The organism is Geodermatophilus sp. SYSU D01036 (assembly GCF_054050435.1).
Window position 1 is genome coordinate 192,304 of sequence record NZ_JBJGZJ010000004.1, and the last position, 12,896, is coordinate 205,199.

Genomic DNA, 12,896 nt, shown 5'->3' on the forward strand with positions numbered 1-12,896 from the left:
CAGGTCACGGGGCGTCGCGGTCACCCCCGCGGGCGTGTGCGGGCACCTAGCCTGCGCGGCGATGACCGCCACCTCGTACCGCGTGCTCGGACCCGTGGAGGTCTGGCGCGACGGGCAGCTCCTCGCCCCGCAGTCCCCGCGCCACCGCGCCGTCCTGGCCGCGCTGCTGGTCGACGCGGGGCGGACCGTCCCCGTCGACCTGCTCGTCGACCGCGTGTGGAGCGGCCAGCCGCCCACCGCCGTGTCGGCCACCCTGCAGTCGATCGTGTCCCGGCTGCGCCGGGAGCTGGAGCCCGACGTCACCGGCGGCCGCTGGACGCTGCTGGTCACCCGCGAGCCCGGCTACCGCCTCGAGGTCGCGCCCGAGGACGTCGACGCGTTCCGCTTCGCCCAGCTGCTGCGCACGGCCCGCGACCTCGCCGCCCGCGGCGACGCCGAGGGCGCCCGCGCGGCGGTGGCCGAGGGGCTGGCACTGTGGCGCGGCCCGGCCTACGCCGACGTCGCGGCCACCTTCGCCGCCGAGGAGTCCGAGCGGCTCGAGCAGCTGCGGCTGGCGGCCCGGGAGCTGGCCGCCGAGCTGGACCTGCGGCTGGGCCGGCACGCCGAGATCGTCGACGACGTCCGGGAGCTGCTGCGCGCCGAGCCGCTGCGCGAGGGGCTGCGGGCCTCGCTGATGCTGGCGCTGTACCGCAGCGGCCGGCAGGCGGAGGCGCTCGAGGTCTACGACGAGGGCCGCCGGCTGCTGGCCGACGGGCTGGGCGTCGACCCGGGCCGGCCGCTGCAGTCGCTGTACGAGCAGATCCTGCGCCAGGACCCGGCGCTGGCCGGGCCCGTCCCGGCGCCGGCCCCCGCCGCCCCGGCGCCGGAGCCCCCGCCGGCTCCCCCGGCGCCGCCGGCGGTGCGGGCGCTGGGCCCTCTGCCGGTCCCGCTCACCGCCTTCGTCGGCCGCACCGCCGAGCTCGGCCGGCTGGCCGCCGCCCTGTCCGGGCAGCGGCTGGTCACCCTGGTCGGGCCCGGCGGCAGCGGCAAGACGCGGCTGGCGCTGGAGGCCGCGCGCCGCCGGCCGGCCGGGTCGCCGCCGGCCGCGCTGGTCGAGCTGGCCGGCGTCGAGGACCCCGAGCTGGTCGCCGGGCAGGTGGCCACCGTGCTGGGCGTGACGCTGGCCGGCGGGGACCCGCTGGGCGCCGTCGCCACCGCGCTGCAGGACCGGCCGCTGCTGCTGGTCCTCGACAACTGCGAGCACGTCGTCGACGCCGCCGCCGCGGTGTGCGCCGCCCTGCTCCCCCGCTGCCCCGAGCTGCAGGTGCTGGCCACCTCCCGCGAGCCCCTCGGGCTGCCGGGCGAGGCGGTGCTGCCCTGCGGCCCGATGCCCGCCGACGCGCCCGGCAGCGACGCCGAGCGGCTGTTCCTCGACCGCGCCCGGCTGGCCGCCCCGCACCTGGCCGACCCCTCCGCGGAGGACCTGGGCCACGTCCGCGAGCTGGTCGCCGCCCTCGACGGCCTGCCGCTGGCGGTCGAGCTGGCCGCCGCCTGCCTCACCACCCTGCCGCTGGCCGAGGTCGCCGGCCGGGTCGACGACCGGTTCGCCCTGCTGTCGGGCGGCTGGCGCACCGCGGTGCCGCACCAGCGCACGCTCGCGGCCACCGTGCAGTGGAGCGTGGACCTGCTCGCCCCTGCCGAGCTCGCCGTCTTCCAGGCCGTCTCGGTGCTGCCCGGCACGTTCGGCCCGGACCTGGTCGAGGCGGTGGCCGGGCCGGAGGTCGACGGCCGGGCGCTGGAGCTGCTGCGGGTGCTGGTGGCCAAGTCGCTGGTCGAGCTCGACCACGCCGCCGGGCGCTACCGGATGCTGGAGACGCTGCGCCAGTACGCCGAGCAGGCGCTGGACGAGGCGGCGTCCCGGCGGCTGCGCGACCGGCTCACCGGCTTCGCCGTGGCGCTCACCGAGCGGCTGGAGCCGACGCTGCGCAGCCCGCAGTGGACCGAGAGCGCCCGCCGGCTCGACGTCGAGCAGCCGGCGCTGCGGGCGGCGCTCGGGCACGCGCTGGGCACCGGGCAGGGCGAGGCCGCGCTGCGGATCGGCGGGGCGCTGGGCTGGTACTGGTACCGCCGCGGCCACGTGCAGGAGGGCCGCCGCTGGCTGGCCGCCGCGCTGGACGCCACCCCCGGCGCGCCGGCCGGCGTCCGCAGCGGCGCGCTGCTCGCCGACGCGCTGCTGGCCTACCTGTCCGGCGACGTGCCCTCGCTGTGGGAGCGGACCAGCGAGATCGCCGGGACCGCCGACGACGCCGACCCGGTGCTGCCCCTCGCCCTGGTGCTGCGCGGCTTCGTGCGGGCGCTGCTCGGCCAGCCCGACCCCGACGGCGAGGTCGCGGCGGACATCGCCCGCGGCCTGGCGCTGGCGCAGGCGTCGGGCATCGAGTGGGTGCAGGTCGAGATCGCGATGACCCTCGGCCAGTTCTCGCGGGCCGCCGGCGACCTCGACGGCGCGCTCGAGCACCTCGGCCGCGCCGAGCAGCTCGCGCTGCGGCTGGGCCACTCGTGGGCGCACTCCTCGGTGCTGTGGATCCGGGCGAAGGCGCTCACCGACGTCGGCCGGGCCGCCGAGGCGCTGGCCGACCTGTGGGCGATGGTCGAGCTGACCCACCGCGAGGGCGACGCCACCGGCACCCTCGCCGGTCTGCTGGCCGCCGTCGGCGCGGTCACCGCCGCGGGCCGGCCGCGCACCGCCGCGGTGCTGCTCGGCGCGGTGCAGGCCGTCGCCCGGCAGGTCGGCTACGACCCGCTGCGGATGGACCCGATGGACGGGCAGCGCTACGTCACCGCCACCCGCGAGGCCCTCGACGAGGTCGAGTACGACACCGCACTGGCCGAGGGCGCGGTCCTCGACCGCGGCGAGGCGGTGGCGATGGTGGGCCGGCTCGCCGCGGAGACCCGCGCCGCCGACCCGGTCCGCTAGCCGGCCGGCGGCCGCAACCCGGCGTACAGCCGGGCGAGGTCGGGCAGCTGGAAGTGCGCGTTCAGCCCGCTCGGGTTGGGCAGCACCCACGTCTCGGCGCCGCCGATCGCCACCGGCTGGCGACCCCAGTCCGCCCGGGGCGCGCCGGTGGCGAGCCGCCAGGCGGTGAGCCCGAGGACCGCCAGCACCCGCGGCCGGCACCGCGCGACCAGGCCGGCCAGCGCCGCCGCGCCCGCCCGCAGCTCGTCGGCCGTCAGCTCGGCCGCCGTCCGCGTGGGCCGGTCCACCAGGTTGGTCACCCCCAGCCCGTACCGCAGCAGCTCGCGGTCCTCCTCCGGCGCCAGCCGGCGGGGGGTGAGCCCGGCCAGGTGCAGCGCGGGCCAGAACCGGTTGCCCGGGCGGGCGAAGTGGTGGCCGCGCTCGGCCGACAGCAGCGACGGGTTGATGCCGCAGAACAGGACGTCGAGGCCGGGGGCCACGACGTCGGGCAGCGGCTTCCCCGCTCCCCCCGGTGCGGACCCGGTCACCTCCTCCCTCCGCCGAGCCAGTCGACCGCCTCGCGGGCGACGTCGGGCGGGACCCCGTGGCCGCCGTCGAACTCCCGGTAGGTGACGTCGTACCCGTCGGCGCGGAGGGCGGGGACGATCTCGCGGCTGGTCCGCTCGACGGGCAGGACCTCGTCGCCGGTCCCGTGGGACACGAAGACCGGCGGCTGTCCCGTGCGCGTCGCCGGCGGCACGGACCCCGGGGAGAAGGCGACGACCCGCCGGAGCAGCCGGCCGTTGGCCAGCCCCAGTCCCAGCGCGTAGGACGCGCCGTCGGAGAAGCCCGCGACGGCGACCCGGCCGGGGTCGACCGGCACCCGCCGGAGGACGGCGGTCAGCGCGCGGTCGATCCCGGCGACGTCGGGTCCGAAGCCCCGCTGCACGGCGTCCCAGGTGGAGCCCCGGGAGGCGGGGGCGAGCAGCACCAGGCCACGCTCGTCGGCCGGCGACCGCAGCAGCCCCAGGCCGGCCTCGGCGTTCCCGCCCGCGCCGTGCAGGACGACGACGAGCGTCGCCGGGCCGGCGACCCCGCCGGCCGGGACGTGCAGCAGGGGGTCGCGCGTCTCCTCCAGGCCGAGGGCGGAGGTGCCCGGGGGCGGCGGCGGGAGGTCCGGTGGAGCGGTCGGGCGTGCGGTCAGGCCGGCGGCCCCGTCGGTGCCGGGTGCTCCGGGGAGCCGGGCCGCGCAGCCGCCCACGAGGGCGGCCCCGGCGGCCCGGCCCGCCGTCAGGAGCAGCCGCCGGCGCGAGAGCGCGGTGCACGGGTGCCGCTCAGGCACTGACCTCCTCGTGGGTGTTCACCCCCGGGATCCGGCGGACCGATCCCCAGCCGAAGCGGGCCCACGCCACCAGCAGCGCCGCACCGACCAGGGACCCGAGGGTGTCGCGGACGAGGTCGCCGTTGGTGTCGTCGTTGCCCTCCGACAGCCGCGTGCCGAACCAGGCGTCTGACCGCCACTCGTACACCTCCCACAGCGCCCCGATCGTGACGCCGAGCGCCGTCGTCACGACCGCGATCCCGACGTAGTGGCGCAGGTGGGTCTCGTCGCGGGGGTCGGGGACGACGTCGAGGCGGGCGAGCGCGATGTAGACGACGGGCGCGGTGAGCATCGGCAGCGTGACGTGCACCAGGTCGTCGAAGCGGACGAACCGGTCGTAGAGGCCCAGCGTCTCGCCGAACCCCTGCAGGACCATCCCCGCGGTCAGCGCGAGGTCGTACACCCGCGGCAGGTCGACCAGCCGCGCCAGGACGGTCACCGCCCCGAGGAACAGCAGGACCGCCGCGTCCCCGGCCCGGCCCGCCAGCGCGTAGGCGACCCCGCCCGCGAGCAGCACGAGCCGCAGGACGTCGATGCCGTCCCTCAGCACCGGCGTCCAGTCGCCCATCACCAGCCTGCGCACGTCCACCTGCCCCCCCACCTCGCCCGGTGGGCGGGTCCCCCCGTCGACGCGCGGCCCACCGGAGGCGGCTCAGCGCGGCGGGTCGGCCTCCGCGCCGATCGCGTCGTCGACCGAGGTCTCGCCCTGGGTGCGACCGCCGCCGGCGTGGGCGACGTCCGGGCCGACGCTCGCCTGCGAGCCCTCGTCCTCCGGGCCGGCCTGCGGGGTCGGGTCGGTCTCGCTCATCGGTCCTCCTCGGGTGCGTGGTGCCCCGCCCCGTACCCCGCCGGCGGCGGGCCACGCGGCCCGGTCGCCGGCGGGGCACGGGCGCCGGGTCAGCCCAGCCGCAGCACCTCCATCGCGCGCGCGGCCATCTCCGCCTCGCCGAGCGCGTTCGGGTGCACGATCACCGCGTTGGTGCCCTGCAGCACCGGCTCCACCCAGCGGACGCCGATCGGCTGGCAGGCGTCGTGCCCGGCCGAGGCGCGGGTGAGGTCGACGTAGGTGACGCCCGTGGCCGCGGCCGCGCGCCGGACGGCGTCGTTGAGCGTGGTCTGCAGGGAGTGCAGGTAGGGGACGTCGCCCTCGGCGATCGGCATCCGGTCGAAGCAGCCGCCGGTCGGCGGCAGGATCGCCGGGTAACCGAGGATCGCGACCCGGGCGCGCGGCGCGGCCTCGCGCACCGCCGACAGCGCCTGCACCAGCGCCGGGTAGGTGGTGGTGCGGACGGTGTCCTCGAACGAGGTGCCGTAGGTGTCGCGGCACGGGCTGCCGCGGCCCAGCGTGAGCAGCCCGGCGGTGCCGCAGCGCAGGATCGACTCGATGAACACCCCGCTGTCGTTGCCGCCGATGGTCATGGTGACCAGCTGGGTGTCCGGGGACAGCGCCTGCAGCTGCGGCGGCACGCCGGGGTGCTGCGCGGTGGTGAAGTCGGAGGTGTCCGCGCCGCCGCAGGTGACGTCGGTCAGCTGGGCGCCGGTCGCCTGCGCGATCAGGTGCGGGTAGTTGCGGGTGGAGCGCAGGCACTGCGGCGCGGCGGTGGGGTCCGGGGGCAGGACGCCGGAGGCCGCGCTGTAGGAGTCGCCGAGCGCGGCGTAGCGCAGCGGTCCCGGGGGCGCGGCCGAGGCCGGGGGGACGACGAGCAGGACGCCGGCGAGCGCGGCGAGCAGGACGGTCAGCAGTCGGCGCACGGACCACTCCATCGGGGCCGGGGGGCAGGACGCCGGGCTCAACGACGGCGGTCCGATCGGGTGACGGCGGTCACCCGGCCCCGGCGGCGGCGAGCGGCTCCACCCGGTGCGTCCGCACCCACGCCGCCGGGTCGTGGCGGCGCAGCACCAGCGGCAGGACGGCGTCGCGGACGGCGCGGCCCACGGCCGGCGGCGGCTTCGCGCTGCTCCGGCGGAAGCCCTGGGCGACCACCCGCTCCGCGCGCGCCCGCCGCCGCTGCTCGAAGGCGCGCAGGGCGTCGTCGGGCGGCAGGTCGCGCAGGCACGAGGCGAGGACGACGGCGTCCTCCATCGCCAGCGACGAGCCCTGGCCCGAGGCCGGCGAGGTCGCGTGCGCCGCGTCGCCGATCAGGACGGTGCGGCCGCGGGACCAGCGGGGCACGGTGGGGACGTCGTACGTCGTCCACCCGCGCAGCGGCCCGGGGGTGGCCTCCACCAGGTCCACCAGCGGCGACCGGTCGCCGCGCAGCAGGTCGTAGAGCAGCGCCCGCCAGCGCGGGCCGGGCGTGCCGGCGACCTCGCCGTCGGCCGGCTCGCGGTCCAGCGGCGGGTTGGCGAACCACCACGTGCCGCCGTCCGGCGCGGCGAGGTACCCGGCGAAGCAGCGCCGGCCGAAGACCATGGTCAGCCGGCCCACCTCGGCGTCGGCCGGCACGTGCGAGGAGTACCCGGCGGTGATCAGCACGGGCACGAACCGGGGCGGCGGGGCGTCCGGGGCGACCAGCGGCCGCACCACCGACCGGACGCCGTCCGCACCGACGAGCAGGTCCGCGGTCTCCGTGCGGCCGTCGGCGAACACCGCGGTCACGCCGCCGCCGGTGTCCTCGGCCCCGGTCAGGCGGGAGCGGTAGCGGACCTCGATTCCCCGCCGCAGCGCCTCCGCGTGCAGGGTCCGGTAGAGGTCCGAGCGCTTCACCGAGATGCCGGCGTCGCGCCGTCCCGCCGGGTCCCCGGTGGTGGACGCGCCCAGGACCCGGCCGGTCCCGCTGCGGAACTCGATGGTGTGCGTCGGGAACCCCGCCGCCCGGACGGCGTCCTCGGCCTCGACGGCGCGGAGCGCGTCCAGCCCGTTGACCTGCACGCCGAGCCAGGTGCCCACGTCGCCCTCGGGAGCCGGGTGGGCCTCGTGCACCGTCGCCTCGATCCCCACCCGCTGCAGCGCCATGGCCGCCACCGGTCCCGCCACCCCGCCGCCCACCACGATCGCGCGCGTCATGCCCGGCATCCCCCCACACCCGGCGGCGCGCGCCAACCCCTGACGCCCTCCCGTCTGCCAGCATCGGCGGCCACCGACCGGAGCACCCGGGGAGGCCGCCCGTGACCGATCTCCAGCGGATCGCCCTGACCGGCGTCGCGATCCCCCCGGGACCGGGCGGGACGCCCGGGCTGCGCGGGGTGCTCGCCGTGCCCGACGGCCCCGGGCCGTGGCCGGGCGTGGTGCTGCTGCACGAGGCCTTCGGCGTCGACGGCGTGGTGCGGCGGCAGGCGCAGCGGATGGCCGCTGCCGGCCATCTCACGCTCGTGCCGGACCTGTTCACCGACGGCGGCGCACGCCGCGCCCTGGTCCCGACGTTCCGCGCGGTGGACGCCGGGCACGGGCGCCCGTTCGCCGACGCCGGGGCGGCCCGCGCGCACCTGGCCGCGCGGCCCGACTGCACCGGCCGCGTCGGCGTGCTGGGGTCCAGCGTCGGCGGCGGGCTGGCGCTGCACCTGGCGGCCCGCGGCTTCGACGCGGCCGCGGTCTTCTACGCGCGGCTGCCGCGGGACCCGCACACCGCGCTGCTCGGCGCCTGCCCCGTGGTGGCCGGCTACGGCGGCCGCGACCCGGGGCTGCGCGGCACCGCCGCGGAGCTCACGACGGTGCTGACCCGGGTCGGCGTCCGGCACGACGTCCGCGAGTACCCCGGCGTGGGGCACGGCTTCCTGCACGACGCGCCGGTCGGCCCCCGGGTGCTGCGCCCGCTGCTGCGGGACGTGCTGCGGATCCGGCCGGACCCCACCGCCGCGGCCGACGCCTGGGCCCGGACCGACGCCTGGTTCGCCGAGCACCTGCGGGGGCGGCCCCCGGCGGAGGTCCCGGCGCTCAGGGCGTCGGCGCCGTGACCGGGGACGCCGGCTGCCGCGGGGCCGGGACCACCGGCACGCTGACGACCTCCGGCGCGGGCGCCGGGCGGGCCGGCCGGCGGCCGAAGCCCGCGGCGAACACGTCCGGCAGCACGAACACGACGCGCTGCGGCTGCTCGGGGCCGGCGTCGACCAGGGCGCGGATGCGGGCCAGCTCGTCCTCGGCGGCCCGGGCGTCCTCCCAGACCTCGTAGACCATCACCGACCGGGGCTGCCGGACGTGCCGGCGGGACAGGCAGTGCAGGGGACGGTCGACGTCCTCCGGCAGGGCGCGGCGCAGCACCTCGTACTGCGCCGGCTCGACGTCGTTCCACCGCAGGTGCAGCACGAGGAGAGACACGGTTCCCCCTGGTAGTCGGTCCGGTGGTGCGGCACGGACGCTAGGGACGGCCGATCGGCACCGTCTGTACGCACTTCTGCGTAGGCGGCGGGGCGCGACACCCCCTTGACGGCGCGGGGATCTCCGTTGACGCCGGCCCGCGACAGCGGCCACGCTCGTCCTGCACAGAGGGCTGCACACGCGACCGACGCGGGACCGGCGGGGACCCGCCCAGGATGGTCGGAGGCGGGCCGTGGAGCCTGTGGTCCGGGAGCTCACCGACCTGGTGGTGGGCCTGCTCGACGGCATGGTCGGCCCGCGGCTGCCCGCGGGCCCCGTGTTCGCCCTCCTGTGCCCCCGCCTGGAGGCGTCCGCCGCGGTGCTGCAGCGCACCGACTGGCGCACCGGTGCCACCGAGATCACCGCCACCGGCCTCGACGCCGGGCAGCTGGAGCTGCTGGTCGACGCCACGCACCGCATGCGCTCGGTGCACCCCCTGCTGACCGCCGCCGCGGCCGGGGACCTCACGCCCGCGACCGCGCAGGAGGCGGCCGGCGGGTGGCAGAGCTGGCGCCGGTCCCCCGCCCGGGGCGTCATCGCCGCGGTGTGCGGCTGGGACCAGGTGGTCAGCCTGCCGCTGCGCGGCGGCCCGGCCGAGGTCTGCGGGTTCGCCTTCGGCCGTCCCCGCCACGACTTCACCACGGCGGACCTCGCGCTGCTGGGGGGCGTCGCGCCGGTGCTGCGGGCGCTGGACCGGCACGTGCGGACGGTGCGGGCCTGGCAGGACGGCGACGGCGACGGTGGCGGTGGCGGTGGCGGCGAGCACGCCCGCGAGGCGGGGCTCACCTGCCGGGAGACGGCGGTCCTGCTGTGCCTCGCGGAGGGGCTGACGGCGACCGCGACGGCGCACCGGCTGGGCTGCTCGACCCGCACGGTCACCACGCACGCCGCGCGGCTGTACCGGAAGCTCGGCGTCCACGACCGGCTCACCGCGGTCCTCGAGGCGCAGCGCCGGGGCATCCTGCCCGCCCCCGCCGTGCGGGCCGGCTGAGCGGCGGGTCAGCGCGGTGTCCGCCAGGGCAGCAGCCGGGGGTCCAGCGGGGCCCCGAACCAGCAGGCCATCCACCGCAGCCGGGCGCCGGTCGGCGACGGCTGACGGGCCGGGGTCGGGCTCGGGGTCGGGCTCGGGGTCGGGCTCGGGGTCATGGCGTCCTCCCTCGGAGCGGCTGCCGGACGAGCCTCCGACCGGCGGCGGTGCCGTCGCGTCGGGGGAAACCCGCGGCCTGGTGGGCCGGGCGGCGGAGCTCGCGCGCGTCGACCGGCTCCTCGCCGGCGCCCGCGCGGGCCGGCCGGGGCTGCTGGTCCTGGAGGGCGAGGCCGGCGTCGGCAAGACCGCCCTGCTGGAGGCCGCGGCCGCGCGGGCCGCCGGGTGCACGGTGCTGCGCGCCCGCGGGATCGAGTCCGAGGCGACGCTGCCGCAGGCCGTCCTGCTGGAGCTGCTCGGCCCGCTGCGCCCCCTGCTGCCGGGGGTCCCGCCCGGGCAGGCGGCGGCGCTCGCCGCGGCGCTGGGCTGGGGGCCGGCCGACGTCCCGGGCGAGCGGCACCTGGTCGCGGCGGGCACCCTCTCGCTGCTGGCCGCCGCCGCGGCGGCCGCGCCGGTGCTCGTCCTGGTCGACGACCTGCAGTGGGCCGACGCGGAGTCCGCGGCCGCGGTGCTGTTCGCCGCGCGGCGGGTGCACGGGGACCGGGTCGCGGTGCTGGTGGCGCGGCGGCCGGGAGCCGACCCGCTGCCCGGCGGCGAGGTCCTCCCGGTGGCCGCCCTGCCCGCCGACGCCGCCCGCGCGCTGCTCGCCGGCACCGTCGCCCCCGCCGTGGCGCGCCGGCTGGTCGACCGCGTCGGCGGGGTCCCGCTCGCGCTGCTGGAGGTGGCCGCGGCCCTGGGGCCGGCGCAGCGGGCGGGCACCGAGCCGCTGCCCGCCGACCTGCCGGCCGGCCCGGCGCTGGCCGGGGCGCTCGAGCCGGAGCTGGCCGCGCTGCCGGCCGGGGCGCGGGAGGCGGTGCTGCTGCTGGCCGCCGCCTACGACGGCAGCGCCGCCGCGGTGGCCGCGGCGCTCGCCCGGGCGGGCACCGACCCCGCCGCGGCCCTGGACGCCGCGGAGCAGCGGGGCGTCGTCGTGCGCGACGGGGACGCCCTGGCCTTCCGGCACCCGCTGCTGCGCAGCCTGGTGTGGCGCCGCGCGACGCCCACCGAGCGCCGCCGGGCGCACCGCCTGTTGGCGGGGACCGCCCGGACCGGCGACGACCTCGCCGCGGTGTGGCACCGCGCCCTGGCCGCCGCCGGTCCCGACGAGGCGCTGGCCGGCGAGCTGGCCGCGGCCGCCGACCGGGCCCGGGCGCGGCGCGGGTACGCGGCGTCGTCGGCGGCGCTGGAGCGTGCGGCCGCGCTGAGCACGGACGCCGCCCGGGCCGCGGGGCTGCTGGCGGCCGCGGTCCGGGACGCCGCCGTCGGCGGGGACGCCGCCCGCGCGCGGGCGCTGGCCGGCGCCGTCCTGCGCGGCGCGGCGCCGGCGGCCGCGCGGGCGGGCGTGCTGCACGTCCTGGGCCGCCTGGAGCAGGACACCGGCTCGGTGCCGGCCGCGGGCGACCTGCTGCGCGCGGCTGCCGACCTCGCCACCGGCCGCACCGCCGCCTGGGTGCTCACCGACCTCGCCGTCGTCCAGCACCGGCTCGGCGACGTGGGTGGCATGCAGGCGACGGCGCGGCGGATCGCGGCCGCCGCGGACGCCGGTGACCCGCTGCAGCGGGTGCTCGCCGCGTGGGTCACCGGGGTCGCCGCCCTCCACGCCGGCGACCCCGACCGCGGCCGGCCGCGGCTGCGCCGGGCACTGGAGGGCATGGAGGCAGAGCCGGAGCTGCGCGCCGAGCCCCGGCTGCTGCCGCTGCTGGTCATCGCGGTGGGCTGGCTGGCCGACCCGCTGGCCGCCGTGCCCGTCGTCGAGCGGCGGGTACGCGAGGCCCGGGAGGTGGGGGCGCTGGGCGTGCTGGTCGCGGTGCTGGCGATGACCGCCCACGGCCGCGCCTGGATGCTCGGCGACCACGCGGGCGCCTACGCCGACGCCGGCGAGGCGGTCGAGCTCGCCGAGCAGCTGGGCTACGTCGCCGACGCCGCACCGGCCCTGGAGCTGCTCGCGTCGGAGGCCGCCATGCGCGGGCGGCACGCGGAGGCGGCGGCGCACCTGGGGCGCGCCCGCGCGCTGGTCACCCGCGCCGGCACGACCGCCGTCGCGGCCCACCTCCCGGTCCACGAGGCGTTCTGCGCGCTGTGCCGCGGCGACCTGGCCACCGTCGCCCGGGTGCTGGAGGCGAGGCTGGCCGCCGACGGCGGGGTCGGCCCGCTCGGCGAACCGCTGGGGGTGGCGCCGCTGCTGGTCGAGGCCTGGACGGGGCTGGGCCGGGCCGCCGAGGCCACGGAGCTCGCCGGCGAGTACGAGCGGGTGTCGCGGTCGCCGCTGCCGCAGACCGCCGCGCTCGTGGCCCGCTGCCGGGCCCTCACCTGCCCCGACGACGCCGCCGCGGCGGCGCTGTTCGAGCGGGCGCTCGCCGCCCACGCGCTCGCGCCGGACCCCTTCGAGGCCCCGCACACGCGGCTGCTGTTCGGGGCGCGGCTGCGCCGCTCGGGGCAGCGGACGCGGGCGCGGGAGGAGCTCGCCGCGGCGGCCGACGCCTTCGCGGCACTGGACCTCACCGCCTGGGCGCAGCGGGCCGAGGACGAGCTGCGCGCCACCGGGCGGACCGCGCGCCCGCGCCGGCCGCTGCCCGAGGAGCCCCTCACCGCGCAGGAGACGCGGATCGCCGTCCTGGCGGCGCGGGGCGCCTCGAACGCGGAGGTCGCCGCGGCGCTGTTCCTCAGCCCGAAGACCGTGGAGCACCACCTGAGCAGCGTCTACCGCAAGCGCGGGCTGCGCTCGCGGGTCGGGCTGGCGACGCTGTTCCCGCCCGGGGGCTGAGGGCGGGTCAGCCGGCCCGGTCGAGGCGGCCGGCCAGCTTGTCGACGAACCGGTCGACCGGGCGCGGTTCCTCGCCGGGCGGCAGGGGCTCGGCGGGGGTGAGCACCCACAGCACGGCGTAGAGCACCAGGCCGGCGCCGCCGGCGAGGGTCAGGGCGACGGCGGCGGCGCGCCACAGCACCGCGTCGACGCCGGTGTAGGCGGCCAGCCCGCCGCAGACGCCGCCGAGCATGCGCTCGGTGGAGCTGCGCCGCAGCGGCGGCCGGGTCCCGGTGTACGAGGTCGGAGTCGTCATGCCACGAGGCTCCGCCGCCGGGCCCCGCGGCACATCGGGGAAGG

13 protein-coding genes are annotated in these 12,896 nt (G+C 79.6%); 4 read left to right on the plus strand and 9 right to left on the minus strand.

Features of this window, described 5'->3' with window-relative positions; genetic code table 11:
- Window positions 1-61: 61 nt before the first annotated feature.
- A complete protein-coding gene (locus ACI8AR_RS06975; protein ID WP_457050347.1) occupies window positions 62-2,956 on the plus strand; it encodes a BTAD domain-containing putative transcriptional regulator in 2,895 nt (964 codons plus the stop codon).
- Here the strand turns inward: ACI8AR_RS06975 and mug are convergent.
- From mug to ACI8AR_RS07005, 6 genes are all read right to left on the minus strand, one after another.
- Entirely contained in the window at window positions 2,953-3,483 is a 531-nt protein-coding gene (mug, locus tag ACI8AR_RS06980; protein ID WP_457050348.1) for a G/U mismatch-specific DNA glycosylase, read from the minus strand. The two genes, ACI8AR_RS06975 and mug, sit on opposite strands and share 4 nt — an antisense overlap.
- Entirely contained in the window at window positions 3,480-4,277 is a 798-nt protein-coding gene (locus tag ACI8AR_RS06985; RefSeq protein ID WP_457050349.1) for an alpha/beta hydrolase, read from the minus strand. The genes mug and ACI8AR_RS06985 overlap by 4 nt, the downstream gene beginning before the upstream one ends.
- On the minus strand, window positions 4,270-4,905 hold the full coding sequence (locus ACI8AR_RS06990) for a hypothetical protein (protein ID WP_457050350.1): 636 nt from the start codon (window positions 4,903-4,905) through the stop codon (window positions 4,270-4,272). The genes ACI8AR_RS06985 and ACI8AR_RS06990 overlap by 8 nt, the downstream gene beginning before the upstream one ends.
- Window positions 4,906-4,968: 63 nt before the next feature.
- Window positions 4,969-5,124 carry a hypothetical protein gene (locus ACI8AR_RS06995; protein ID WP_456936321.1) on the minus strand — a complete coding sequence of 52 codons (156 nt, stop codon included), beginning with the start codon at window positions 5,122-5,124 and terminating at the stop codon, window positions 4,969-4,971.
- Between the two features lie 89 nt (window positions 5,125-5,213).
- Window positions 5,214-6,068, minus strand: a complete 855-nt coding sequence (locus ACI8AR_RS07000) for an SGNH/GDSL hydrolase family protein (RefSeq protein ID WP_457050351.1) — start codon at window positions 6,066-6,068, stop codon at window positions 5,214-5,216.
- A 70-nt stretch (window positions 6,069-6,138) separates the two neighbouring features.
- A complete protein-coding gene (locus tag ACI8AR_RS07005; RefSeq protein WP_457050352.1) occupies window positions 6,139-7,323 on the minus strand; it encodes an FAD-dependent oxidoreductase in 1,185 nt (394 codons plus the stop codon).
- Between the two features lie 101 nt (window positions 7,324-7,424).
- Here ACI8AR_RS07005 and ACI8AR_RS07010 point away from each other — a divergent pair, with 101 nt between their 5' ends.
- Window positions 7,425-8,210 (plus strand): dienelactone hydrolase family protein, encoded by a 786-nt coding sequence (locus ACI8AR_RS07010; RefSeq protein ID WP_457050353.1) that lies wholly within the window; start codon window positions 7,425-7,427, stop codon window positions 8,208-8,210.
- On the opposite strand, the gene ACI8AR_RS07015 is transcribed toward ACI8AR_RS07010, so the two are convergent.
- A complete protein-coding gene (locus tag ACI8AR_RS07015; protein ID WP_457050354.1) occupies window positions 8,191-8,571 on the minus strand; it encodes a hypothetical protein in 381 nt (126 codons plus the stop codon). The two genes, ACI8AR_RS07010 and ACI8AR_RS07015, sit on opposite strands and share 20 nt — an antisense overlap.
- Window positions 8,572-8,803: 232 nt before the next feature.
- Here ACI8AR_RS07015 and ACI8AR_RS07020 point away from each other — a divergent pair, with 232 nt between their 5' ends.
- A complete protein-coding gene (locus tag ACI8AR_RS07020; RefSeq protein ID WP_457050355.1) occupies window positions 8,804-9,601 on the plus strand; it encodes a helix-turn-helix transcriptional regulator in 798 nt (265 codons plus the stop codon).
- 8 nt (window positions 9,602-9,609) lie between these two features.
- Here ACI8AR_RS07020 and ACI8AR_RS07025 read toward each other — a convergent pair whose 3' ends face one another.
- Window positions 9,610-9,756 (minus strand): hypothetical protein, encoded by a 147-nt coding sequence (locus ACI8AR_RS07025; protein ID WP_457050356.1) that lies wholly within the window; start codon window positions 9,754-9,756, stop codon window positions 9,610-9,612.
- 80 nt (window positions 9,757-9,836) lie between these two features.
- Between ACI8AR_RS07025 and ACI8AR_RS07030 the strand changes: the two genes are divergently transcribed.
- Window positions 9,837-12,557, plus strand: coding sequence for an AAA family ATPase (locus tag ACI8AR_RS07030; RefSeq protein ID WP_457050357.1), 2,721 nt, complete (start codon window positions 9,837-9,839; stop codon window positions 12,555-12,557).
- A gap of 7 nt (window positions 12,558-12,564) precedes the next feature.
- Here the strand turns inward: ACI8AR_RS07030 and ACI8AR_RS07035 are convergent, their stop codons facing one another.
- The gene (locus tag ACI8AR_RS07035) at window positions 12,565-12,852 is read right to left on the minus strand and encodes a PspC domain-containing protein (protein ID WP_457050358.1); all 288 of its coding nucleotides are present in this window, start codon (window positions 12,850-12,852) and stop codon (window positions 12,565-12,567) included.
- Between the last annotated feature and the right edge of the window lie 44 nt (window positions 12,853-12,896).